At 56.5% G+C, this 24,632-nt stretch carries 22 protein-coding genes; 10 read left to right on the top strand and 12 right to left on the bottom strand.

Going from position 1 to position 24,632, the window contains the following annotated elements; translation table 11 throughout:
* On the bottom strand, positions 1–1,236 hold the full coding sequence (locus tag ACP7EE_RS21440; protein WP_420648889.1) for a 3-methyl-2-oxobutanoate dehydrogenase (2-methylpropanoyl-transferring) subunit alpha: 1,236 nt from the start codon (positions 1,234–1,236) through the stop codon (positions 1–3).
* A gap of 185 nt (positions 1,237–1,421) precedes the next feature.
* Between ACP7EE_RS21440 and bkdR the strand changes: the two genes are divergently transcribed.
* Positions 1,422–1,910, top strand: a complete 489-nt coding sequence (gene bkdR, locus ACP7EE_RS21435) for a Bkd operon transcriptional regulator BkdR (protein WP_420648888.1) — start codon at positions 1,422–1,424, stop codon at positions 1,908–1,910.
* Between the two features lie 14 nt (positions 1,911–1,924).
* On the opposite strand, the gene ACP7EE_RS21430 is transcribed toward bkdR, so the two are convergent.
* Positions 1,925–2,785: a tyrosinase family protein gene (locus tag ACP7EE_RS21430; RefSeq protein WP_426236582.1), complete on the bottom strand. Its 861-nt coding sequence runs from the start codon at positions 2,783–2,785 to the stop codon at positions 1,925–1,927.
* Between the two features lie 126 nt (positions 2,786–2,911).
* A complete protein-coding gene (locus tag ACP7EE_RS21425; protein ID WP_426201519.1) occupies positions 2,912–3,775 on the bottom strand; it encodes an MBL fold metallo-hydrolase in 864 nt (287 codons plus the stop codon).
* Between the two features lie 104 nt (positions 3,776–3,879).
* On the opposite strand from ACP7EE_RS21425, the gene ACP7EE_RS21420 reads away from it, so the two are divergent.
* Genes ACP7EE_RS21420 through ACP7EE_RS21410 form a run of 3 tightly spaced genes read left to right on the top strand, consistent with a single transcriptional unit; the run spans position 3,880 to position 6,310 of the window.
* Positions 3,880–4,215 (top strand): ArsR/SmtB family transcription factor, encoded by a 336-nt coding sequence (locus tag ACP7EE_RS21420; protein ID WP_420648885.1) that lies wholly within the window; start codon positions 3,880–3,882, stop codon positions 4,213–4,215.
* A 40-nt stretch (positions 4,216–4,255) separates the two neighbouring features.
* On the top strand, positions 4,256–5,500 hold the full coding sequence (locus tag ACP7EE_RS21415) for an FAD-dependent oxidoreductase (RefSeq protein WP_426236579.1): 1,245 nt from the start codon (positions 4,256–4,258) through the stop codon (positions 5,498–5,500).
* A 9-nt stretch (positions 5,501–5,509) separates the two neighbouring features.
* Positions 5,510–6,310, top strand: coding sequence for a sulfite exporter TauE/SafE family protein (locus ACP7EE_RS21410; RefSeq protein ID WP_426236577.1), 801 nt, complete (start codon positions 5,510–5,512; stop codon positions 6,308–6,310).
* A 116-nt stretch (positions 6,311–6,426) separates the two neighbouring features.
* Here ACP7EE_RS21410 and ACP7EE_RS21405 read toward each other — a convergent pair whose 3' ends face one another.
* The 6 genes from ACP7EE_RS21405 to ACP7EE_RS21380 all read right to left on the bottom strand — a co-directional run bounded on the left by ACP7EE_RS21405 (position 6,427) and on the right by ACP7EE_RS21380 (position 12,703).
* Positions 6,427–7,707 (bottom strand): TRAP transporter large permease, encoded by a 1,281-nt coding sequence (locus ACP7EE_RS21405; RefSeq protein WP_426236575.1) that lies wholly within the window; start codon positions 7,705–7,707, stop codon positions 6,427–6,429.
* Entirely contained in the window at positions 7,707–8,234 is a 528-nt protein-coding gene (locus ACP7EE_RS21400; RefSeq protein WP_426236573.1) for a TRAP transporter small permease, read from the bottom strand. The genes ACP7EE_RS21405 and ACP7EE_RS21400 overlap by 1 nt, the downstream gene beginning before the upstream one ends.
* A gap of 79 nt (positions 8,235–8,313) precedes the next feature.
* Positions 8,314–9,285 carry a TRAP transporter substrate-binding protein gene (locus ACP7EE_RS21395; RefSeq protein WP_426201513.1) on the bottom strand — a complete coding sequence of 324 codons (972 nt, stop codon included), beginning with the start codon at positions 9,283–9,285 and terminating at the stop codon, positions 8,314–8,316.
* 60 nt (positions 9,286–9,345) lie between these two features.
* The gene (locus ACP7EE_RS21390; protein WP_426236615.1) at positions 9,346–10,236 is read right to left on the bottom strand and encodes an SMP-30/gluconolactonase/LRE family protein; all 891 of its coding nucleotides are present in this window, start codon (positions 10,234–10,236) and stop codon (positions 9,346–9,348) included.
* Positions 10,237–10,286: 50 nt separating this feature from the next.
* Complete coding sequence (locus ACP7EE_RS21385) at positions 10,287–11,111, bottom strand: NAD-dependent epimerase/dehydratase family protein (protein ID WP_426236571.1); 825 nt, start codon at positions 11,109–11,111, stop codon at positions 10,287–10,289.
* Positions 11,112–11,410: 299 nt separating this feature from the next.
* Positions 11,411–12,703, bottom strand: coding sequence for an OprD family porin (locus ACP7EE_RS21380; protein ID WP_426236568.1), 1,293 nt, complete (start codon positions 12,701–12,703; stop codon positions 11,411–11,413).
* A 235-nt stretch (positions 12,704–12,938) separates the two neighbouring features.
* On the opposite strand from ACP7EE_RS21380, the gene ACP7EE_RS21375 reads away from it, so the two are divergent.
* The 3 genes from ACP7EE_RS21375 to ACP7EE_RS21365 all read left to right on the top strand — a co-directional run bounded on the left by ACP7EE_RS21375 (position 12,939) and on the right by ACP7EE_RS21365 (position 18,789).
* A complete protein-coding gene (locus ACP7EE_RS21375; protein ID WP_426236566.1) occupies positions 12,939–14,597 on the top strand; it encodes an MFS transporter in 1,659 nt (552 codons plus the stop codon).
* Complete coding sequence (locus ACP7EE_RS21370; protein ID WP_426236564.1) at positions 14,594–15,736, top strand: HlyD family secretion protein; 1,143 nt, start codon at positions 14,594–14,596, stop codon at positions 15,734–15,736. Before ACP7EE_RS21375 ends, ACP7EE_RS21370 begins: the two co-directional genes overlap by 4 nt.
* A gap of 617 nt (positions 15,737–16,353) precedes the next feature.
* A complete protein-coding gene (locus ACP7EE_RS21365) occupies positions 16,354–18,789 on the top strand; it encodes an AAA family ATPase (protein WP_426236562.1) in 2,436 nt (811 codons plus the stop codon).
* Between the two features lie 148 nt (positions 18,790–18,937).
* Here ACP7EE_RS21365 and ACP7EE_RS21360 read toward each other — a convergent pair whose 3' ends face one another.
* Together ACP7EE_RS21360 and ACP7EE_RS21355 are read right to left on the bottom strand one after the other, a co-directional pair.
* A complete protein-coding gene (locus ACP7EE_RS21360; protein ID WP_426236560.1) occupies positions 18,938–20,203 on the bottom strand; it encodes a DUF3800 domain-containing protein in 1,266 nt (421 codons plus the stop codon).
* Positions 20,196–20,441: a hypothetical protein gene (locus ACP7EE_RS21355; protein WP_426236558.1), complete on the bottom strand. Its 246-nt coding sequence runs from the start codon at positions 20,439–20,441 to the stop codon at positions 20,196–20,198. Before ACP7EE_RS21355 ends, ACP7EE_RS21360 begins: the two co-directional genes overlap by 8 nt.
* A 631-nt stretch (positions 20,442–21,072) precedes the next feature.
* Between ACP7EE_RS21355 and ACP7EE_RS21350 the strand changes: the two genes are divergently transcribed.
* The 3 genes from ACP7EE_RS21350 (at position 21,073) to ACP7EE_RS21340 (ending at position 23,503) form a co-directional block, all read left to right on the top strand.
* Positions 21,073–21,876 (top strand): AbiJ-NTD4 domain-containing protein, encoded by an 804-nt coding sequence (locus tag ACP7EE_RS21350; protein ID WP_426236556.1) that lies wholly within the window; start codon positions 21,073–21,075, stop codon positions 21,874–21,876.
* 17 nt (positions 21,877–21,893) lie between these two features.
* Entirely contained in the window at positions 21,894–22,430 is a 537-nt protein-coding gene (locus tag ACP7EE_RS21345) for a hypothetical protein (RefSeq protein ID WP_395598892.1), read from the top strand.
* Between the two features lie 149 nt (positions 22,431–22,579).
* Positions 22,580–23,503 carry an abortive infection family protein gene (locus tag ACP7EE_RS21340; RefSeq protein ID WP_426236554.1) on the top strand — a complete coding sequence of 308 codons (924 nt, stop codon included), beginning with the start codon at positions 22,580–22,582 and terminating at the stop codon, positions 23,501–23,503.
* Between the two features lie 60 nt (positions 23,504–23,563).
* Here the strand turns inward: ACP7EE_RS21340 and ACP7EE_RS21335 are convergent, their stop codons facing one another.
* On the bottom strand, positions 23,564–24,400 hold the full coding sequence (locus ACP7EE_RS21335; RefSeq protein ID WP_426236552.1) for a hypothetical protein: 837 nt from the start codon (positions 24,398–24,400) through the stop codon (positions 23,564–23,566).
* Positions 24,401–24,632: the final 232 nt, after the last annotated feature.

The following is a 24,632-nucleotide window of genomic DNA, read 5'->3' as shown; positions in this document are numbered from 1 at the left end:
TCAGACCCCCAACTGCTGACGCTGGCGCTTCAAATGCTCCGGCATCTCTTTGTAGACGTCTTCGAACATGGTCGCCGCGCTCGGGATCTGGCCGCCGGCGAGGGTGCCGTACTGTTCGGCCTGTTTTTGGGCGGCAATCACTTCGGCTTCAAGTTCGGCGCTGACGGCAGTGTGTTCTTCTTCCGACCAGTGGCCCTGCTTGATCAAGTGCTGCTTGAGACGGGCAATCGGGTCGCCCAGCGGGAAGTGGCTCCAGTCATCGGCAGGACGATATTTCGATGGATCATCGGAAGTCGAGTGCGGGCCGGCGCGGTAGGTGACCCATTCGATCATGGTCGGGCCGAGGTTACGGCGGGCGCGTTCGGCAGCCCAGGCCGAGGCGGCGTAGACCGCGACGAAATCGTTGCCATCAACGCGCAAGGACGCGATGCCGCAACCAACGCCGCGTCCGGCGAAAGTGGTGGCTTCACCACCGGCGATGGCCTGGAAGGTCGAAATTGCCCACTGGTTGTTGACCACGTTGAGGATCACCGGCGCGCGGTAAACGTGGGCAAAAGTCAGGGCGGTGTGGAAGTCCGATTCGGCGGTGGCGCCGTCGCCGATCCAGGCTGAGGCGATTTTGGTGTCGCCCTTGATCGCCGAGGCCATGCCCCAGCCCACGCCCTGAATGAATTGGGTGGCGAGGTTGCCGGAAATGGTGAAGAAACCGTAGTCCTTGACCGAGTACATGATCGGCAACTGACGGCCCTTGAGCGGGTCGCGCTCGTTGGACAGTAACTGGCAGATCAGGTCGACCAGCGGCACGTCGCGCGCCATCAGAATGCTTTGCTGGCGGTAGGTCGGAAAGCACATGTCGTCGACGTTCAGCGCCAGCGCCTGAGCGCTGCCAATGGCTTCTTCGCCGAGGCTCTGCATATAGAACGACATTTTTTTCTGACGCTGGGCGACCACCATGCGGTTGTCGTAGATGCGCGTCTTGAGCATGGCGCGCATGCCTTTGCGCAGGATCTCGACCGGCACATTTTCAGCCCATGGGCCGAGAGCGTTGCCCTGGTCGTCGAGCACGCGGATCAGACCACGAGCGAGGTCGGCGGTGTCGGCCGGTTCAACGTCAATTGGGGGTTTGCGCACCGTGCCGGCATCGGTCAGATGCAGGTAGGAGAAGTCGGTTTTGCAGCCTGGACGGCCCGATGGTTCGGGAACGTGCAGACGCAGCGGTTCATACGCTTGGGTCATGGCTTCTACGCTCGATCTTGTGAATTTCTTGTAGTGAGCTGGCAGTCATTCTCTTGTAGGAGAAATCTTGTCCTACAACAATCATAGGCGCGGGCAAGAAGAATATTTCTCTCTGTTTCGTTGCACTGGAGACGATTTGCAGATAGAAATTCTGCATAAACATAAAAAACAGGTGGTTTTGTCTCATGCGCAAACTGGACCGTACCGATATCGGCATTCTCAACAGCCTCCAGGAGAACGCGCGCATCACCAACGCCGACCTCGCCCGATCGGTGAATCTGTCGCCAACGCCGTGCTTCAATCGGGTCAAAGCCATGGAAGAACTCGGCCTGATCCGCGAGCAAGTGACCCTGCTGGATGCCGATCTGCTCGGGCTGCATGTCAACGTGTTCATCCACGTCAGCCTGGAAAAACAGGTGGAAGAAGCCTTGCAGCATTTTGAGGAAGCCATCTCCGATCGCCCGGAAGTCATGGAGTGTTACTTGATGGCCGGCGACCCGGATTACCTCATCCGGGTGCTGGTGCCGACCATTCAGTCGCTGGAACGCTTCATGATGGACTTTCTGACCAAAGTCCCCGGTGTGGCGAACATCCGTTCAAGCTTTGCACTCAAGCAGGTGCGCTACAAGACTGCATTGCCGTTACCGGCCAATGGTCTGATTCTCGGGAGCTGAACGTTCGGTTTGGGTCAGAGGTCGTCATAGCCGTAATCCAGATTGGCAGTGCTGAGTGTCTCCCCGACCGTAAAAGGCTGCAGCCAGGGTGCAGGCTCATTGTCTGGATTGAAAATCAGCGTTGAGCCAAGCATTCCATGCGGCGCGTTTTCGGGAAAGTTGATGACTGGCTCCGTCGGATGTCTGCGTTTCCAACGCTCCCACAAATAGTCGAGATAGCAGTGGTGCAAGAAGAAAACCGGGTCGTTTGGTGAAGAGGCTTCGCCCATATTGCCGCCCACCCAGCCATGCACGACGTTGTGCATCAATTCAGTAAGGTTCTCCCAGCCGTTCGGTACGGACCAGTAGGGTGTCAATTCCCGGACCGACTCGACATCTTGTGCCGATGGCAGTGGCGGGCCATCCGCGCCGAAATTCCGGCGCAGGCCCGCATCTCCCGGTTCGCCATCCCAGACCTTTATTCCAAATAAACGCTGCTCGAAGGCAAACTGGCCAAAGGTCACTCGCTGGCTTTGTGCGGGGTCGCCATCTCTGCCCATGAAATCATCGGTGAACGGATCGTCTGACCCGCTCATGCTCCAGTTCCAGTAAGGCAGGGTGATGCTCGGGTTGTCGGCCGCGGCTTGAAGTTCCAGTTCAAACTGGCGAATCAGGATGCGATGCCAAGGGAAAAACAGGGGAGTGCGGTGCGGGTTGGGAAAGATCGGGTTGCCTCGCCCCATGGAATTTTTGTGAATCTGCACAAAGTCATCGTAGCGATTCTGCTGGCCAGGACGCAGTACGCTAGGGGTGTGGTTTTTCAGGATCAGAACGGCATTTACGAAAGCGCGTTTCTGCTCAAGCGTCATGTCACGGTGGTTACGGCGAATATCCATATTGCCAAATCTCCAGTGGTTGATTGCCCAATGAAGTCTGCCTGTTGGCTGAAACTGCGAACAGTTCATGGCATTCGACGCGAGGTGTAAGAAAAGCATCAGCCGCAATAACGGCGATGTTTTTTCTTACACTGAATTGATGGGGATCTTCAGATACACCACGCCATTTTCCTCAGCGGGCGGAAGATTCCCCGCCCGAACATTCACCTGAATCGCCGGCAGTAACAGGGTAGGCATGCCCAACCCGGCATCGCGTCGGGTGCGCATTTCAACGAACGTCGCTTCATCGATGCCGTCATGCACATGGATGTTGCTTTTGCGTTGCTCGCCGACCGTGGTCTGACATTGCGCCTGACGACTGTCGGGCGGGTAGTCGTGACAAACGTAAAGCTTCACGCCAGCCGGGAACGCCAGCAGTTTGCGGATCGAGTTGAACAACTGATGCGCGTTGCCACCGGGGAAGTCGCAGCGGGCGGTGCCTACATCGGGCATGAACAGGGTGTCGCCCACCAGAATCTGTTCGCCGTCGATCAAGTAAGCCATGTCCGCCGGCGTGTGGCCGGGGACGTGCAGCGCGGTGGCCTTGAGGTTGCCGATCAAAAACGACTCGTCAGGCGCGAACAGGTGATCGAATTGCGAACCATCGACGCAAAATTCCGGTTCCAGATTAAACAGCGCCTTGAACACGTTCTGCACTTTGCTGATCGATTCGCCGATGGCGATCTTGCCGCCCAGCTCGCGGCGCAGGTAAGGGGCTGCTGACAGGTGATCGGCGTGGGCATGGGTTTCCAGCAGCCATTGCACCTGCAACTGATGCTCGCGGACGAAGGCGATGATTCGGTCGGCCTGCGCAGTGCAGGTGCGGCCGGCCGCGCCGTCGTAATCGAGCACCGGGTCGACGATTGCGCATTGCCCGCCATCAGCTTCGTAGACCACGTAGCTGTAGGTCGAGGAGGCGGGGTCGAGGAAGGCTTCAATCAACGCGGGCATGGACATGAACCTGTGCAAGAAGGGCGAAAAATCAGTCAGGGTTGCAACACTTTATGTTTACACATAATGTCCGCAGCTTAAGTGACGTTGAAGGCATCGTGCAAATGCAATCCAGTCTGACCGAATGTGAAGTCGCCCAACTGCGTGCGTCGGCCTCCAAGGCCTGCTCGCTGCTCAAAGCGCTGGCCAATGAGGATCGGCTGCTGATCCTGTGTCAGTTGACCCAGGGCGAACGCAATGTCGGCGAACTGGAGAAAATGACCGGCGTGCGCCAGCCGACCCTGTCCCAGCAACTGGGCATATTGCGCGATGAAGGACTGGTCGCGACCCGTCGGGAAGGCAAGTACATATTTTACGGTCTGGCCAGTCACGAAGTGATCCAGGTGATGAAAACCCTCTCCGGACTCTACTGCGGGGCCGTGCTCAAAAGCTGGGCGTAACTGACCCGGCATCCCTTGCGTGCAGCAAAAGGAACAAGCAATGAACGATCAACACTGGGGCCCATCCATCAGTGCGGACATCGTGGTCATCGGCGGCGGCACTGCCGGCATCGGTTTCGTCGCCAGTCTGCTCAAGCGCGAACCACATCTGAAGATCACTGTGATCGAGCCAAGTGCCGAGCATTACTATCAGCCAGCGTGGACGCTGGTCGGTGGCGGTGCTTACAACGTGAAAGACACCGTACGCCCCATGGGCTCGGTGATGCCACGTCAGGCCAAATGGTTGCAAGCGTCTGTCACCGGCATCGACCCGAACCAGCGGCTGCTGACCCTCGATGACCAACGCAGCGTCAGTTATCAAAACCTGATCGTCTGCCCCGGCCTGCGTCTGGCCTGGGAGAAGATCGAAGGCTTGCAGGAAAGCCTCGGCCAGCACGGCGTGACCTCCAATTACAGCTTTCAGCACGCAAGCTACACGTGGGAACAGGTACAAAAACTCAAGTCCGGCAAGGCGCTGTTCACTCAGCCCGCGATGCCGATCAAATGCGCCGGCGCGCCGCAGAAGGCGTTGTACCTGTCCTGCGATCACTGGCACAAACGTGCTGTGCTGAACAACATCGACGTGGAATTCAACCTGGCCGGCGCGGCTTTGTTCGGCGTGGCGACCTTCGTGCCGCCGCTGATGAAGTACATCGAAAAGTACAACGCACGACTGGCGTTCAACGCCAATCTGGTCAAGGTCGACGGCCCGGCGCAAACCGCATGGTTTGACGTCAAGGACGCTGATGGGAATGTCACGCGCCAAGCGAAAACCTTTGATCTGTTGCACGTCGTACCGCCGCAAGTGTCGCCGGATTTCATCGCAAACAGTCCTCTGGCCGACGCTGCAGGTTGGTGCGAAGTCGATCCGCACAGCCTGCAACATCCGCGTTATCCGGACGTCTTCGCCCTCGGCGATATCTGCGGCACGACTAATGCGAAAACCGCCGCCGCGGTGCGCAAGCAAATCGTGGTGGTCGCTGAAAATCTGCTGGCCTTGCGCAAGCAACGACCGCTGCCGCTGAAATACGACGGTTACGGTTCCTGCCCGCTGACGGTGGAGAAGGGCAAGGTGATCCTCGCCGAGTTCGGCTATGGCGGCAAACTGCTGCCGACCTTTCCCCTCGACCCGACCGTGCCACGCCGTTCGGCCTGGTGGCTGAAGGCGACGTTGCTGCCGTGGTTCTACTGGAACGGCATGCTCAAGGGCCGTGAGTGGCTGACGCGCGTGTCCAGAGTCGATTGAGAAAATCCTATGTTGCTGGCAAGTCTGTTTGGCGTGTTGATGGGATTGATCCTCGGGCTGACCGGGGCCGGTGGCGGCATTCTCGCGGTGCCGGCGCTGGTGCTGGGACTTGGCTGGAGCATGACGCAAGCGGCGCCGGTGGCGTTGTTTGCCGTGGGCAGTGCGGCGGCGGTGGGCGCCATCGACGGCTTGCGCCATGGTCTGGTGCGCTATCGGGCGGCGCTGCTGATAGCAGGACTCGGCGCGGTGTTTTCACCGCTGGGCATCTACTTCGCCCATCAGTTGCCGGAAAAAATCCTGATGATTCTGTTCAGCCTGCTGATGGTGATGGTTGCCTGGCGCATGCTGCGGCGTGAACGTCAGGCGCCGGGGCCGAGTGACCATGGCCATGCCAGTTGGGGCCAGAAGAATTGCATGCTCGATGAAGAAACCGGGCGCTTCGACTGGACTGCCAAATGCACCGCGACTTTAGCGGCGTTAGGCGCGGTGACCGGCGTGGTCTCGGGTCTGCTCGGGGTTGGCGGCGGCTTTCTGATCGTGCCGGCGTTCAAGCAACTGACCGATGTGCAGATGCGCGGGATTGTCGCCACGTCGTTGATGGTGATTAGTCTGATTTCGGCGATCGGGGTGATCGGCGCGTTCCATGCCGGGGTGCGGATTGATCGACTCGGGGTGGCGTTTATCGTCGCGAGCATTGTCGGGATGATCATCGGCAGAAAGCTGTGCGCGCGGGTGCCGGCGCGGGCCTTGCAGGTCGGGTTTGCAAGTGTGTGTCTGGTGGTGGCGGGGTATATGCTATTTCGAGCTTGAAGCAACCCTTGTGGCGAGGGAGCTTGCTACCGCTGGACTGCGCAGCAGGCCCTTTTTTAAAAGAGCGGCCGCTGCGCGCCCGAGCGGGAGCAAGCTCCCTCGCCACAAAAACAGCGCTACAACACCAGATGCGGCAACCACAGCGACAGCGCCGGCACGTACGTCACCAGCATCAGCACCAGGAACAGCACCGCGTAGAACGGCAGCAAAGCCTTCACGGTGCTTTCAATACTGACCTTGCCTACCGCTGATCCGACGAACAACACCGCACCCACCGGTGGCGTTATCAATCCGATCCCGAGGTTGACCAGCATGATCATGCCGAACTGCACCGGGTCGACGCCGATGCCGAGGATCACCGGCATCAGGATTGGCGTAAGGATCAGGATCAGCGGCGCCATGTCCATCACCGTGCCGAGCAACAGCAGCATGACGTTGATGCACATCAGGATCACGTAGCGGTTGTCCGACAGGGTCAGGAACATCGTGGTGATCTTCGCCGGGATCTGCATCAGCGTCATGATGTAGCCGAAGCTGGCGGCAAAACCGATCAGGATCATCACGATGGAAATGGTGCGCACCGTGCGGTGCATCAGCTTGGGCAGTTCACTCCATTTGTAGTCGCGATAGATGAACATCGTCACGAAGAACGACCACAGCACAGCGATGGCCGCCGACTCGGTGGCAGTGAAGATCCCCGAAAGAATCCCGCCGAGGATGATTACCATTGCCATCAGGCCCCACAGCGCTTCGCCGCAGATTTTCAGCGCGTGACGCATCGGGATGACTTCGCCTTTGGGGTAGTTGCGTTTACGCGCGAAGATCAGGCACAGCACCATCAGGCACGCGCTCATCAGCAGGCCCGGAACCACGCCGGCCATGAACAGCGAAGCAATGGAAACCGTGCCACCGGCCGCCAGCGAGTAGAGCACCGAGTTGTGGCTTGGCGGCGTCAGCAATGCTTGCACCGAACCGCTGACTGTCACCGCGGTGGAGAAGTCGCGCGGGTAGCCCTTGCGCTCCATTTCCGGGATCAGCACCGAGCCGACGGATGCGGTGTCCGCCACCGATGAACCGGATATTGCGCCGAAAAATGTCGAGGCCATGATGTTGACCAGTGACAGCCCGCCACGCACAAATCCCACCAGCACCCCGGCGAACGCCACCAGCCGCCGCGACATGCCACCCTCGGCCATGATCGCCCCGGCCAGCACGAAGAACGGGATCGCCAGCAGCGAAAACTTGTTCACCCCGCCAGCCACTTGAATCATCAGCGCCTGAAACGGGATGTCGATCCACCACGCGCCGATCAGCGCTGACAGGCCGAGGGCGTAGGCCACCGGCATGCCGATCAGGATCAATGCGATAAAACTGCCGAGCAGAATCAGAGCGTCCATTAAGCGGCACCTTCACTTTCTTCAACCAGATCGAAACGCACGACCCGCCGATTGCTCTGATCACCGAGCAAGAGTTTTTCCAGCACGAACACCAGCGTCAGGGCGCCGCCAATCGGGATCGGCATGTAGGTGATGCCGACGCGCAGAGTGGGCAGGGCGCTCATGAACTGGTTCCAGGTCGACATGCACAGTTTGGCGCCCCAGATGGTCATGAACAGGCAGATGGTCGCCATCAGCAATTGCGAGAAAATGCTCATGGCTTTGCGCAGATTCGGTGGCATGCGGTCGGTGAGCATGGCCACCGCCATGTGCGCGCCGGCGCGGTAGCTGGCGGCGGCGCCGATGAAGGTAAACACCATCATCAGCAGGATTGCAGTGGGCTCCGGCCAGCTTGAACCGGTGCCAAGCACGTAGCGGGCAAACACGCCCCACGGGATCATCAGGGAAATGGCCAACACCGACAGGCCGGCGACCCAGATGCAGGTCATGTACAGCTTGTCGTTGAAGCGCAACAGCAAATTCTTCATTGGGGTCCACCGTAACCGGGCACTCACGGGCGTCAGTCAACGCCAGCGGTGCCGGGCCTTTGCTTGAGGGGAGGGCGGGTTACTGCACGGCTTCGATGCGCTTGATCAGGTCGGCATAAGGCGCGCCGTATTTCTCGCGGACCGCTGCGGTGGCCTCGTAGAAGGGTTTCTTGTCGACGGTGATGAACTCGACCCCGGCAGCCTTGAGTTTTTCTTCGCTGCTGGCCGACTTGGCATCCCACAGCGTGCGTTCCTCAGCTTGCGCAGCCTTGGCGGCTTTCTTCACCAGCGTCTGCTGATCGGGGGTAAGTTTTTCCCAGGTGATTTTCGACATCACGATTGGCTCGGGCAGGATCAGGTGCCCGGTCAGGCTGTAGAACTTGGCGTTCTGAAAGTGGTTGTGTTCGAGCAGGGTCGGCGGGTTGTTTTCCGCGCCATCAATGACGCCGGTTTGCAGGGCGCTGAAGATCTCGCCGGTGTCCATGGCGATGCCGTTGCCGCCCATGGCGTTGATGGTGTCGATGAACATCGGGTTGCCCTGCACGCGGATTTTCATGCCCTTGAGGTCTTCCAGTTTGCGCACCGGTTTCTTGGTGTAGATATTGCGCGTGCCGCCGTCCATCCAGGCCAGGGCTACCAGGCCAAATTCGGAATTGGTGATCTTGTCGAGAATCGCGTCGCCAACTTCACCGTCGATGACTGCGCGCATGTGCGCCTGGTCGCGGAAAATGAAGGGCATGTTGAACACGTTCACATCCGGCACCACCGGACCGACGATGCCGAGGCTGACCCGGGTCATTTGAATCGCGCCGACTTGCGCCTGTTCGATGACTTCTTTCTCTGACCCCAGAACACCGCCCGGGAAATATTTGAAGGTCAGTTCGCCATTGGTCTCCTTGGTCAACGCCTCGCCCATGCGTTGTTCAGCGACCACGGTTGGATATCCGGCGGGATGAATATCGGCGAACTTCATTTCCAGTGCATGAGCAGCACTGGCGAAGGTGAAGGCGAGCGGAAGTGCAGCGGCGAGCAAGGTGCGTTTGAAGTCCATGGGGCGAGTCTCCAGTCTTGTTATTTTTGTGTTCAAGGCACAGCAATGCAGCAGAAGCGGTTACAGCGAATCGTTGAAAGTCGGCTCCGGCAAGCCTTTGACGCCGGGGCTCAAGGCGAACACGCCGCCGGCCAGCGATTGCGGATCATGGTCATCGCCGGGGCGGATCGAGGCGACGAACAGGGTGTCCATCTGGCTGCCGCCGAAGGCGCACATGGTCGGCTTCCTGACGGGGACCGGCAGCGAGTAATCGAGGCGCCCATCGGGGGTGAAACGGTGGACGAGACCTGCGTCGTTGGCGCAGATCCAGTAGCAACCTTCGGCATCCACGGCGGCGCCATCCGGGCGGCCGAGGAAATGATTCATGTCGACGAACACCCGGCGATTCGAAGGCGTGCCAGTTGCCGTGTCGTAATCGAACGCCCAGATCAGTTGCACATTGGGGTGTGAATCCGACAGGTACATGGTTCGGCCATCGGGGCTGAAGCCGAGGCCATTGGGCACGATAAAACCATCGAGTTGCGCTTCGATCACATCGAGTCCGGCGCCGTAGCGATACAGCCGACCTTCGGGCGCATTGAGGCCCATGTTCAGCACCATGCTCCCGGCCCAGAACCGGCCCTGACGGTCGCAGCGTCCGTCATTGAGGCGCATATCATCGCGCGCATGCTCGACCCGGGCCAGACGCTCGCTATCGAGGCTGCCATCGTTATTCGGTTGCAGATGAAAGAAACCGCTCTCCATCCCGGCGACCCAGCCGCCACGTTTGTGACGGGCGATGCAGGCGAGCATTTCCGGGGCTTTCCAGGCGTGGACGTGGCCAGTCTCGGCGCTCCAGCGTTGCAGACCGCCGTTGGGAATGTCGACCCAGTACAGAGCGTTTTCCTCGGGCACCCAGACCGGGCTTTCACCGACGGCGTTGCGTGCGTCGACGATCAATTCAGCTTGCATACTCATTCCCTTGGTTCTTATTGGAGGGGATCAAGTCACCAGTGAGCGCGTCAGTCGCCGAACGGCCCGGCCGCGACGAAAGCGCCGCCCTGATAGATTCGCGCCGGGTCATCGACGGCCGGCATCGGCTGCGCTTCGACCTTTTCGCGAAACACTTCGGAGCTGTCGCGAGCCTCGAAACCGAGGTGGCTGGCGAAGCGGTTGTCCCACCACACGTCCTTGTTATCCGACATGCCGTAGACCACGGTGTGGCCGACATTCGGGGTGTACAACGATTTTTCGAGTAGCTGAGTGAGGTCGTCGAAACTGAGCCAGGTGTGCATCATTCGGCGGTTTTGCGGCTCCGGGAATGACGAGCCGATGCGGATGCTCACGGTCTCGATGCCGTAGCGATCGAAGTAGAAACTGGCCATGTCTTCGCCGTAGGACTTGGACAAACCGTAATAGCCGTCCGGCCGGCGCGCGGAGCTGGCGTCGAGCTGTTCGTCCTGCTTATAAAAGCCGATGACGTGGTTAGAGCTGGCGAAAATCACGCGCTTCACGCCATGGCGACGCGCCGCTTCGTAGATGTGGAACACGCCGCAGATGTTGGCGCCGAGGATCTCTTCGAACGGCCGCTCCACCGAGACGCCGCCAAAGTGCAGGATCGCGTCCACGCCTTCGACCAATTGGTGCACGGCGTTTTTGTCGGCCAGATCGCAGACGACGATTTCTTCGCGCTCATCAACAGAGGGGGCGAGGGCGGCGATGTCCGACAGACGCAAAACATTGGCGTAACGGCGCAGGCGTTCGCGCAGGACTTTGCCCAGACCGCCAGCGGCACCGGTCAGCAGCAGGCGGTTGAAGGGCGTTCGATCTGTGGGGGTGGTCGTCATGGCAATCCCTGAACTTGTTGTTTTGGATTTGTTGTAGGTTGTCGTATGACTGTGTCGAAGTATCGGTAGGGTTTCCGGATCTTGTCAACGCGACTTTTGGTGTAAATGACGGAAGGGGCATTCCCGTGCCTTCGGCTGAATATTTTCCCGTGGCGAGGGAGCTTGTCGGATCGCCGCACCGTCCCGCTCGGCTGCGTAGCAGTCGTGGCTTTTCTATAAAAAAGCAGGGGCGGCTTCGCCACCCAGCGGGAGCAAGCTCCCTCGCCACAGGTCTGTGATCGAACACGCCTTTCAATGAGTTACAACAACGAAATCGGATAGCTGATAAAGATCCGGTTCTCATCAAACTCGTTGGTGCTGAAGTCGCGGCGAATGCTCGCGTTGCGCCATTTGACGTTGAGATTTTTCAGCGCGCCGCTCTGCACGGTGTAGGCCAGCTCTGACTCACGGCCCCATTCCTTGCCATCGCTGGTGGCGGCGGTATGCACGTTATCGCCGCTGATGTAGCGGTTCATCATGGTCAGGCCGGGGATGCCGAGGGCGACGAAGTTGTAGTCGTGCCGTATTTGCCACGAGCGCTCTTTGGCGTTGTCGTAACTGGCGTTGTAACTGTCGTTGGCCAAGGTGCCACCGCTGGTGCCGTTGACGCGCATCCAGGCATCTTCGCCGCTGAGTTTCTGCAGGCCGACGTAGAAAGTGTTGCCGCCGTATTTCGCCGAGAGCATGGCGAACGCGGTTTTATTGTCGAGGTCGCCGGCCTGGGCGCTGCCGTCTTCCTTGCCGGTAAAGAAGCCGAGATTGGCGCCCAGTGTCCAGTCGCCGAGCGGCTGGCTGTGGCTGAAGTTGAAGTACTGCTGCTGATAGATATCGCTGAGTTCGGCGTACCACACGCCGACCATGGTGCGTTTTTCGTTGAAGCTGTATTCGCCGCCGCCGAAGTTGAAGCGATCGGATGTGAACGCACCGCGGCCGTTCATTGACATGTCTTCCATGCTCGCGTCGTTGCGCGGGCTGTTGCCACGAAACTGGCCGCCGTAGAGGCTCAGGCCATTGACCTCGGTGGAGGTGATCTGACCGCCGCGAAAGGTCTGCGGCAGGGAGCGGCCGTCGTCGGAGCGCAGGATCGGCAGCACCGGCATCCATTCGCCGACCTTCAGTTCGGTCTTCGAGACCTTGGCTTTCAGCGCTACGCCGAGCCGGCCGAAGTTGTCCGCCGGGCGTCCGTCATCATGGATCGGCAACAGCTGAGTGCCGCCAGTGCCCTTGCCGCCATCGAGCTTCTGCGAGTACATGCCGAGCAGGTCCAGGCCGAAGCCGACGGTGCCCTGGGTGAAGCCGGATTTGGCGTCGAGGATGAAGTTTTGTGTCCACTCTTCAGCCTTGCCCTGAGCGTTGTCCGGGTTGGTGAAGTTGCGGTTGAAGTAGGCGTTGCGCAGGTTCAGCGTGGCTTTGCTGTCTTCGAGAAAACCTTCGGCTTCGGCGTTCATCGGCAGGGTGAGGGCGAGGCTGCCACAGCTGATCAGGCTCAAGGTGCAACGGTTGGCGAGGCTGGAACGGGAAGGGCGGACGGAATTACAGACGAGTGTGCTCACTGTGACGCTCCCTTTTTCGATTGTTATTTTTATTTTTGTCATACGTCGTCGTACAACATTGAGGCGGATATTTGCGGGGTTTTCCGCGAATGTCAACTGGAAGTTATACGATGACTTGAATCGGAAAAATCTCGGTCCAACACAGAACCCGGCGGGAGCTGTTGTTGCCTACGCAGATGTGTGTTGCCGGTGAAATTGCGGCAAACTTCAGCCATCTTTCGTACAAGGCTTGGCAATGGATCAATACGCCCCGCGCAACTGGCAGCCCCACGAGCGGCCCAGCTTGCCCGGTTCCCCCTCGACGCCGTTGCACTCCAACCCCAAGCGCATCGCCTATGCGCTCGTTGGATTGCTGGTGGCATTGACCGGTGGCCTCGGTAATTCGCTGGTGGTCGCTAATCTGATCTACCTGCAAGGCGCGCTGGGGGCGACCACTGCCGAAATGGCCTGGCTGCCGGCGGCGTACGTGATGACCAATGTGTCGATGAACCTGTTGCTGGTGAAGTTTCGTCAGCAGTTCGGCTTGCGCGCGTTCACCGAGGTGTTTCTGGTGCTGTATGCGCTGGTGACCTTCGGCCATTTGTTCGTCAACGACCTGAGTTCGGCCATCGCGGTGCGGGCGGCGCACGGCATGGTCGGGGCGGCGCTGAGTTCGCTGGGCCTGTATTACATGGTGCAAGCGTTCCCGGCGAAGTGGCGGATGAAGGCGCTGGTGCTCGGGCTGGGTGCTTCGCAGTTGGCGTTGCCTATGGCGCGGCTGTTTTCTGAGGACTTGTTGCAGATTGCCGAATGGCGTGGCTTGTACCTGTTCGAGCTGGGCATGGCGCTGATCTCGCTGGGCTGCGTGTTTCTGCTGAAACTGCCGCCGGGCGATCGCTTCAAGACCTTTGAAAAACTCGACTTCCTGACCTTCGCGATTCTCGCCAGCGGCGTGGCTTTGCTCTGCGCGGTGCTGTCGCTGGGGCGTATCGACTGGTGGCTGGAAGCACGCTGGATTGGCGTTGCGCTGGCCGGCTCCATCGCGCTGATTTTTGCCGGACTGGCGATCGAACATAACCGCAGCAACCCGATGCTGATGACCCGCTGGCTCGGCAGCGGCACGATGATTCGGCTGGCGCTGGCGGTGGTGCTGATCCGGATGGTCACCTCGGAGCAATCCACCGGCGCCGTCGGCTTCATGCAATACCTCAATATGAGCAGTCAGCAGCTGCACAGTCTGTACGTGGTGATGCTGATCGGCAGCGTCGCCGGGCTGTTGACCAGTGCGCTGACCATCGACCCGAAACACTTGCTCCTGCCGCTGATCATTTCGCTGGCGCTGATGGCCACCGGTTCGGTGATGGACAGTTATTCGAACAACCTGACGCGCCCGCAAAACCTGTATTTCAGTCAGTTTATGTTGGCGTTCGGCAGCACGTTTTTCCTCGGCCCGACCATGGTTTTGGGCACGCGCAACGTATTGACCAATCCGCGCAATCTGGTGAGTTTTTCCGTGTTGTTCGGGATTTGTAATAACCTCGGCGGCTTGCTGGGTGCGGCGCTGCTGGGGACGTTCCAGATCGTGCGCGAGAAATTTCATTCCAGCCACCTCGTTGAGCATCTGACGTTGTCCGATCCATTGGTGGCGGCGCGGGTGCAGAGCGGCGGCTCGGCCTATGGCTCGTTGCTGGCCGACCCGGGCCTGCGCAATCTGGCGGGCATTCGCAGCCTCTCCAATGCAGCCGCTCGCGAAGCCAACGTGCTGGCCTATAACGATGTCTTCATGCTGATCGCGGTGATTGCGGTGCTGACCATGATCTGGATTTCCATCCGTGCGCTGTGGCTGATGAGCACCACCAAAGCCGTCGCCGCGACACCTTCTTCCGTACCTTCCAGCGGTGTCATTTCTTCATGACCGAACCGACTACCACGACCACCAATGCGATTGCCGCCACCCCCGAAGGCGTAGCGCCGCCGTCCTCGCCGAATACTGAACCGCGCTCGCTGCGGGTGCGGATCATCTCGTCGTTGGGTTTTGCCGCGATTGCCATCGTCGGTGTGTTGATCGTGCTTTACGCGTGGCAATTGCCACCGTTCAGCAGCGCGGTCGAGACCACCGAAAACGCCTTGGTGCGCGGGCAGGTCACGGTCATCGGCCCGCAACTCGCCGGCTATGTTTATGAAGTGCCGGTGCAGGATTTCCAGTTTGTGAAGGCCGGGGATTTACTGGTGCGCCTGGACGACCGCATCTATCAGCAGCGCCTCGACCAGGCGCTGGCGCAACTGGCGGTGCAGAAAGCCGCGCTGGCGAATGTGGTGCAGCAGCGTAACAGCGCCGAGGCGACCATCAAGTTGCGTCAGGCAGTATTGGCCGACAGCGAAGCGCAGGCGCGCAAAAGTGATGCGGATCTGCGCCGTAACAAAGAGTTGGTCAGCGACGGTTCGGTGTCGAAGCGCGAGTTTGACGTGACTCTCGCGGCCAGTGCGCAGACTGCCGCGTCGGTGGCGCAGGCCAAGGCCAATCTGGAAATCGCCCGCCAGGATCTGCAAACGGTGATCGTCAATCGTGGTTCTCTGGAAGCTGCGGTGGCCAGTGCCGAGGCGGCGGTGCAACTGGCGCGGATTGATTTGTCGAATACGCGGATCATCGCGCCGCGTGACGGTCAGCTTGGGCAGATCGGCGTGCGCCTCGGTGCCTACGTCAACTCCGGCGCGCAGTTGATGGCGTTGGTGCCGGACCAGAAATGGGTGATCGCCAATATGAAAGAAACCCAGATGGATAACGTGCGGGTCGGGCAACCGGTGCGCTTCACCGTCGATGGCTTGAACCACCGCAAATTCACTGGGCGGGTGCAGCATATTTCGCCGGGCACCGGTTCGGAATTTGCCTTGTTGCAGGCGGATAATGCCACTGGCAACTTTGTGAAGATTGCTCAGCGGGTGCCGGTGCGGATTACGATTGATCCGGATCAGCAGGAGATTGAACGGTTGCGGCCGGGAATGTCGGTGGTGGTCAGCATCGACACAGCGGCAGGTGACACTCAGCATCACTGATGCACCTTCATAGCCTGTGGGAGCAGCGGTGCGACGATTCGACTTGCCAGCGATGGCGGCCTTATAGCCGACCAATCGCTTTCGGATGTACCTAGGTTCACTGTGGGCCAGCCTGCTGGCGATTGCAGGCGACACGGTCTGACTGAAACACCCTTGCAAGCGTGTTAACATCGCCGCTTTTGAACGATTGACCCCGTTGAGAGCTGAACACTGATGGCCACCAGATCCGTTTTCTTCCTCCGCTTTTGGTGGAGATTTGTAAACGTAAGCATTCTCGCCATCAAGTCCCGGTAGCACTGGGCTCCAGGCCGGTATCATTACCTAGGACGCTTCTTTACGAGAAATTATGTAAACCGTGAGCTGAATTTACGTGTCATGGTTTACATTTTCTCCAGCTCCCATCATCCCCGCCCCCAAATGCACGCAAAGCAGATCACGTCCGGCGGTATCCTGCGTCGCGCAGCTTTTTGCATAAATTGCCACGCCGTCTACGCTTGTGCGGCTAATCGCTATCACGCGATCGCATTACGGTTAGGCAGACGCTCCATTGCCTAGACCCTTCAGAATTGACTGAGCAGCGGCCAACCAAGCGCCGCTGCGCGCAGGGATGCCCCGCCATGATCGAGTCGATTAGTCTCTCCAACATCGCCACCTACAGCGCCGCCAAGGCAGAAGTTATCAACCTCAAACCGATCAACTTCATTTATGGGGCGAATGGGGCTGGCAAGACCACAATCAGTCGGCTCATCGAAAAGCCTGGCATCTCAGCAGACTCCAGCATCACTTGGCTCAGAAATACGCCAGTACCAGCAATGATCTACAACAACGACTTCATTGCCGCCAACTTCATAGATTCCAAAGAGTTTCAGGGGGTATTTACACTAGGCAAGGCCGAGAAGGATCAGCTTGATCGACTCAAAGACCTCAAGGATGAAAGAAAGCGTCACGAGCAGCTGAAGGCCAAATCAATAATTTCTCTGGATGGCGAAGATGGAATGCCCGGAAAAAATGCTGAACTGGCCTCTTTGGAAACAAAGCTGGTGGGCCGATGCTGGGAGCAGAAGGTAAAGCATGATGAGCATTTTAAAGGCGCATTCACTGGTCTAAGGAATAACAAAGAAGCGTTCAAGGAAAGGGTTCTGCAGGAACATACGAGTAATAAGTCCGTCTTGGTGGAATTGGCTGATCTCCAAGCTAGAGCGGCAGTTCTATACGGCGATCAACCTTCGAAAATAGCGCCTGTTTCGATTTTGGATTTATCGCGACTGATCGCCTTCGAGACAAGTCCAGTTCTCTCCAAGAAAGTTATAGGTAAAGATGACGTAAGCATATCAGGCATCATTCAGCGGTTGGGCAATAGCGACTGGGTCAGGCAAGGTATGAAGTTCTTGGGGCATACGCACGAACAGTGTCCGTTCTGTCAGCAGGATCTACCTCACGACTTCGAAAGAGAACTTGCCGAATACTTTGATGAGACCTTTGAGGCTGATGCAAAAGCAGTATCCGCTCTGCGTAACAATTATTACCAGGCTGCAGAAGACCTATTGATCCAGGCGCGTGCTCTGCTGGCTTTGGATTGTGCTGAGTTGGATAGGGAAAAGCTTAGCCCAGAAATTCAGGCGTTGGAAGCTGTCATTCTCGTTAATAAAGGGCGAATGGACAACAAATTGGTTAGTCCAAGCACTGAGGTCGATCTTGAAGGGGTCGCAGATATCCATGCTAGTGTTGACAGTATTATCAGCGCCGCGAACGCGAAAATCATCGAGCACAACCGCCTTGTTGCTAGTTTTACTGCTGAGCAGAGCAAGCTCACTGACGAAGTGTGGAGGTATATTTTAGATGTCGAGCTCAAAAATACTTTGGCTGACTATGCCTCTGAGAAAGTAGTATTACAGAAGGCCGTTGCCGGAATTGCATCGAGTCGAGATAGGGCTTCGAGTAGCATTGGTACTGTAGATGTCGAAATTGACAAGATTGAAACCGAGCTCACAAGTGTGAAGCCGACAGTGACTGCCATCAATAAGATTCTCAGGGATTTCGGCTTTCGAGGCTTTTCACTCGATCCTGCCTGTGTGGGTAATTCGTATAGGCTGATCCGAGCAGATGGGAAAGATGCAAAGCAAACTCTGAGTGAGGGCGAGAAGACCTTCGTAACATTCCTCTATTTCTACCACCTGTTGAGAGGGAGTGTTACGACCTCGGGTATCACCAGTGATCGAATTGTAGTCATTGATGACCCTGTTTCGAGCCTTGATAGTGATGTGCTGTTTATAGTGAGTAGTTTAATCAAAGAGCTATTCGCTGAAGTCAGGAAGATTGGTTGCCATATTAAGCAAGTTGTGGTTCTTACCCATAATATACATTTCCACAAGGAAGTTACATACGATCAGCGTCGTAAGTCAGATCGATCTCTCGGTGATGAGACGTTCTGGATAGTCCGTAAGCCCAATGAGCATTCCTTGATTGAGTTTCACCAAAGCAATCCCATCAGAACCTCTTACCAGTTGCTCTGGGCGGAGTTGAAGAGAGTACCGTTGCCAGTGCTTACTTTGCAGAACTCGATGCGTCGGATTTTGGAAAACTATTTCAAGATATTGGGTGGTGTCGATACGTACCATTTGGTCGATCAGTTTGAAGGGATCGAAAAAACTCAATGCCAGTCGTTGATTAGCTGGGTGAATGACGGCTCTCATTACGCTCCGGATGAGCTCTATGTGGCTATCAGCGACACGATGGCTGCGAGCTATCTGAAGATTTTCTTCAAAATATTCAAGGCTGCTAAGCATGATGCGCACTACAAAATGATGATGGGCGATGCTTATGTCGATCTAGATCCGGATGAGCCTGCAGAGCATCAGGCGCAGATTGAGGCTGAGACTGGGGGAGATGAGGCGATTGTCGCTAGTGATGCAGGTGCTGCTGAGCTACCCATAGTCGTTTCTGGGCCAGCTCCACTCCCAGCCAGCATTGCCGTAGTGGCACCAACTACCGTGCCGATTGCTGCTAAGCCTGAGACCGACCAGCTTGGGCTCGATGGGGACATACCGTTTTAACGCCTGAACAGCCTCGGCGCGACGTTTGCGTTGAGGCTTTCAGTATACGAGCTTCTTTGTGGCTCATGAGCGCGGCTGTGTGCCTCGCCCAATTATGGCGGCAACTAGCGATCGTTGTATGATTCGTCCTTTTGGGAATGTATGAATCTTAGTGCTTTATATTTTCAGCGATGAATTGACCGATATTTTTGGTGAATCCTTCTCTGAAGCGTTGCGTGTAAATTTGCTTTGTTGCGCTGTTAAGTAATTCCAGACTTTCGTAGCTTAGCTCTGGCTTGGTTGCTGTTGATTCATAGAAATTTAGTTGGGGGACTGAGGGCAGGTCTAGCCTAGGTGAATTTAATAGAAGCCCACCTAGGATTTTCGCTACTTTTGCGTTGTCTCCTACGTTTCCTCGCAGAAGTCGGTTAATGCTAGAAATTACTAGGTCAGCAACCTGTATTCCTGGTGTTTTTTTGGAGTCGTGAAAACCGGAGCTTTTATTTAGTAGCTTGTTGAAGTCAAAACCGATCGATGAGCTGGAAACTTTTGAATAATCTGCTCCGTAAAGTTCTTTTCTTTTTTGTAGTTCGTCGCTGGGTATGCCGGGTGAGCTGAGATTGTCGCCGTAATTTTTTAAGAAATAGTTGTAGCCGTTTTTTATGTAAGGTATTCCTCTGGGTTCCTTTATGAAGCTGACTTCAACGGAAGCGGGCATCGTTTTAAAAAAAAGCTCCTCAAATACAGCAGGGCCCTTTTTCTTTATGTCAGTTTTTCTATCGTATATCCAAGTAAGTCTGGATAGTTCGCGAGGGTCAGTGTTGGCGTAGTAGGTCAGTGTTTTGTCAAGCATGAACGAGATTAATGCTGACTGAAGTATTATTTGGTTGTACTCTTGGGCGCTTGATTGCTCGATAAGGCTTGAAATGTTGTTTAATTCGCCTTCCAAGAGTGCAATGTCTTCTTTGCTGCGTTGGTCTTTTATACGCGTTATGTAGTTTTTTCTGGCCTGTATCTGTTCTGCTTTATGCTGCCCTGTCTGCTGGTCGTTAAGCAAAGAGCCATTTGTCGTCATTGCATGTGCAGTGCAGTTGGCGTTTTTGAGTTTTTCGATGAACTCGATAAAATATGAAGATTCGAGGCTTGGTATTTTTTCGATTTCTTCTTCAGGTTTTACGTTTAAACATTTTTTTAGATCCAGAAGAGCGTTTCTAACCTTTTTTTCGGCGTGGTGCGGTACGGTGACGGCTCCGACTGTGCACCATGCTTTATTTATTTTTTTGGGGTCTGTTTGTTCGCGAAATAGCCCTGATTCATCTATATATATGTTCATTGCTTGGAGTCTGTCCTTGTCATGTTGTGCGTCCTGGGTAATAAGTGGTTTTCGACTGGTTCGAGGTTGGAGCCTTTTGAGGTTAGAGAAGAGGTCAGCCAAGCAGATCCTTGACCCAGTACCTTCGAACGGTCGCCTCAGGCAAATTCAGCTCCCCACCAACCTGAGCTTTGGTCATGCCGCCGGCCTTCAATTCCAGCACTGCTCGGATCTTGTCAAGATTTGTAGGTTTGCCACGGGTGCGCTTGATCAGTCTTTCACCGGATTCCCAGTGCTGCTCCAAGCCCTGCAAACCTCCCTCAGCAATGAACCCCTCCAAATCCTTTGAGGCCTTCGCCATGACTTCGGTAGGTGATGACCCATCCTGAAGGGATTGGCATAGAGCGACAAGAGCGACTAGGTTGAAATCTAGAGTGATTGCGATTTGCTCAGCTTGGCCAAAGATGCCTGCGTTTTCCCTCGCTCCAGTCGCGAAAAATTGGCTTGGGAGCTGATCTCGGCGAGCTCTTCCTGAGCAGACCCTCGCAAATCGCGCAGGGCTCGGACGATTGCGGCTGTCTCGTTCTGCATGCTGACAACTCCCAAAACGAAGGATAGGGCCACAGTCCAGTGCCGGCAATAAATATCGAAATCAGGCAATAATGGCGGTCATCGTTTATGGTGACCGCACTGACGACAGTCTCGCTGCGCCTCGTCTGCATGGGAGGTGGGTTACTCTTGGAGATCTGGAGTTCGTACAGGGCTCCTATCATTTCACGGATATCCCTGACGCTTCACTTGTAGCTCGCGCAAGACCTGAGGCCACTCCTCAACGGTCGTGGCTTAAATCGACCGCTGCGGGTGACGGCGCAGTCTTCAGGCCAAGTCAAGCGTCGATTCCCGTTACCTATCCCAAGCCCGGAATGTCAGGCATTATCGAGCCAGATCGCTATGGCGATTTGCCCGTGGACCAGGTGAGGCGGAGGGTAAGGATGAAGGACTCATTTTCAAGGCGTCACGGTTTCTCGCAGGTCGATGAAGCCGAAATCACTGTCCGGGAAGACGCACCGCAAGCGCTGCAGGAGTATCTGATTCAATTGTGCTACGAATGTGGTCTCAAGCCATCAGACCTGCGCCAAATAGTCTGCCAGACATTGAAGGTCTTGCCCGACAAGCAGAACTGGAGCGAGAGGCCCAATATCCATGACGAGAACGTCCAGCTGCTTGAGCAATGCAAGTGGTTCAAGGTGTATGACGTCATTGAACGGCTCGATGACTACTTCGGCAATCGCAATTACGACGGCGACGTCTACGAGCACTTCACTACTGAGCTGAACGAGTTCTTCATCGAGCACGGCATAGGCTGGAAGCTGCTGGGTGGCCGCATCGAAATGCGTGGCTCTGAATCCTTTGAGCAGGTTTTGACCTCGGCGAAAGAAACTGAGCATCAACATGGGCACGTCACGGCCAACAAGGAATTGCACCAGGCGATTGCTGATCTCTCACGCCGACCGTCTCCAGACCCGACGGGGGCGATACAGCATGCCATGGCTTCGCTGGAGTGTGTCGCTCGGCAGGTCACTGGTGACCAACAAGCGACCCTCGGGAAGATCATGAATGATTCCCGAACGCTGATTCCAGCTCCATTGGATCAGGCTGTTATCAAAACCTGGGCGTACGCCTCGGAGTTCGGACGGCACATCCAGGAAGGGCGTGAGCCGTCTTTCGAAGACGCAGAGCTCGTAGTTGGCCTGTGCGCCTCGGTCAGCAGCTATTTGATCAAGAAATCGAAGTGACTTAAAGGACGCACAAGATGATCTGGGAGAGCTGGTACTGGAAGCAACCGCTGTTGGAAATGGCAGATCGTCTTGCGCACTTTAAGGCCTCCAATGATCTGTCCGACGAAGAAGTTGCCCAAGTGGAGCGCGACATCTTTATTGGCTTCTACTCCGTCAGGAAGCTCCTAGAGGCCCCAGCCAAGATCACAGACAAGACCCGCAGCCTTTCTATTCCCCTTCGCAAGCACTCAAATCTGAAGCGCGTGACTTGGCGTAACAACCACCGGCTTGAGGAGCTCTATGACCTATCCAAGGGTGGCCACGAGGTGCGAGACGTGTTGTTTGTTTGCGGGCGGATCATTCATAGCTTCGTCTTCGCGCCCTGTCAGTCCGAGGATGGTGGGCTGTACGGAGCATTTTTCAGCTCCGATCTCGACAAAGACAAACACTTGTACTTCATCAGTATTGATGAGGTGATTTCGTTATTCCGCGAAGTCGGAAATGATGACCCTTGCGACATTAAGTGGTCTCGTGACACTAATACTGGTGAAGAGACGCTAATCGTCAAGTGAACGCCGTAGCTAGGTGCTAGGTGGCCGGGGTTTAGGTCGATCGCGTAGAGACGGTCGGTAGATGGTTCTGCACCCTTTGAACATTTCCTGATAGACCTAGCTGTTTGATAGGAACGGTTGCCGGGCGAGCAGTACGATCCTCAGTTAACTTGCAGCAGGAAGATGATGTGATAGGGAATATTTTCAACGTTTTTTCCCGCAGGAAGGAAAACCAGGCAGCAGCCAGAAAACCACTGACCCCAGGATTCAGGCAACGGACGCTCATGCTGCTGCGCGACGCTGGCGACGGGAACCTTCTTCTGGCTCTTGAACATCTTCATGGAAAGCTGACCTACTTGGTGGGTCGTGTCTCTTTGAGCCAGCGTCAGGGCATGTCTCCTCAGGACGATACGCTGCAGTTCCTAACCACGTGTAGTGATGCCCACTTTCTGGACGCAGTTGAGTACATCCTGCAGGCAGATGCACACATGTGCCTGGGCGGGCGGCAAGAGGACGTCGTGACTCGACTGAACGAGTTCTTGAGCATTGATGACCTGCCTTACTTTGTCACCAAACAGGTATGGGAGCCTTGGCAGAGCGACGATTTTCGCAGTAGCCAGAGAATAAGGCTTCTTGAAGAATCGAAGGTGATCACCAAGGACAGTCAGGTGATCCATGAAACGGCAATTGAGCCGGCACTTCAGTTGCTCCGGCAACCCGCATTTCGCTATGCCAACACCGAGTTCATGGCCGCGCTTGAAGACTACAGGCATCGGAAATTCGGTGACTGTGTCACCAAGTGCAACGCCAGTTATGAGAGCGTCATGAAAGTGATCTGCGGCCAGAAGCGTTTCGGTTACAGCGAGGGCGATAGCACTGCAAAGCTTTTGAGAACCATCATGGCCCAGACGCAGATGGAGGGCTTTTGGGAGACACCGCTGATGGTTGTGGGCACGCTTCGCAACAAGCTGAGCTCAGCCCATGGCGCAGGAGAAAACGCGAAGGTAGTGCCTGAGCATGTTGCCAGGTATGCGATGAACATGACGGCGTCGGCTATCGTCTTCCTTCACGACCAGGCCTACTCAGGCAAGTAGGCTCTGAATGTCTGCCTAGAACGCCGGGGCCAAGATCTGTGCGCGGATTGAGGCTCGGGCCTAAGCAAGCTCGGAGGCTGGTGGGCAGTGATCACATCGCACCGTCTTGTTGATGTAGGTAGGGATGCAGTGATGGAAGTCCCGAATCCTTGCCGGATGGTAATGCGCTTTGATGCACTCTGCAGGAATGTCTGAGCGCACTACGTAGCACGGTGACGAGGATATCCCCAAAGGGCGTTTTGTCCGAAGCTGCCCCCATTCCGACAGTATCATTTTCGCTACTTCCAGCTTCTGCGCAGGTGGAATGAGCTCGATGGGAATGTCGACCTCCAGTACGGTCGGAATGCCAATTGTCCGCAACCGGAGCCTGTAGTCCTCCTCATAATGTCCTCCGCTCAGCTTCGCCGCCAGTGCCAAGAGGTACTCGCTGCCGTTGATAATGTAGTGACCGAAGTCCCTAACCATCTGGCGGTCATCCCCGGACAGCCAAGTCTTGCCCCGTTCACTTGACTCACGGTGCTGCATCTTCTCAATGGCCCGGTCGAGGCTGGCCGGCGGGAGATCTGCAAAAAGCTGTCGAAATTTCTTGATGATCGAGTCGGCGTTTTGTCCCCGAAGCCCATGGTCGTAGTAGCTCGAAAGCGACTCTGGGCGGCAGCCATGAAAGGCTTTGAAATGTGTGTAGTACGAGGACATCCGGTCGCAGAATTCAGGCACCAGGTCATGGTGATCCGGGAGCCATTCCATGACGTCCGACCAGCACTGTGGCCTGCGCCGCTCCAGTACCGCTACTAGTTTCGGCGTCAGCAGCAGCGGTTTTGCGTATGACCGGATGTGTTGTAACCATGCGCGTCGATTGCGCCAATCCAAAACTCTATGCGTCATCTCAACCTTCAACTCCCTGATCCTTCAGCTTCGGCACTCTACGTCTCGACCACTCTTTGGTACAGGGCTGCAACAGGATGCATGGCCATCAAACCGTGGATAGTCATGCCCAGTACCGGCTCTCGCGTAGCTGTCGATATTGTGGCATAAAGCTATCAACGTGACAGGTATTGGACTTGGCGGGTTAGCTTTCCAGGCACCATTTGGCGGCTAGGTGACATGCCATAGGCGCGCTATGCGCTTG

Source organism: Pseudomonas sp. TWP3-2 (assembly GCF_049897765.1).
GTDB lineage: Bacteria > Pseudomonadota > Gammaproteobacteria > Pseudomonadales > Pseudomonadaceae > Aquipseudomonas.
This window is presented reverse-complemented; position numbering and strand designations above follow the sequence as displayed.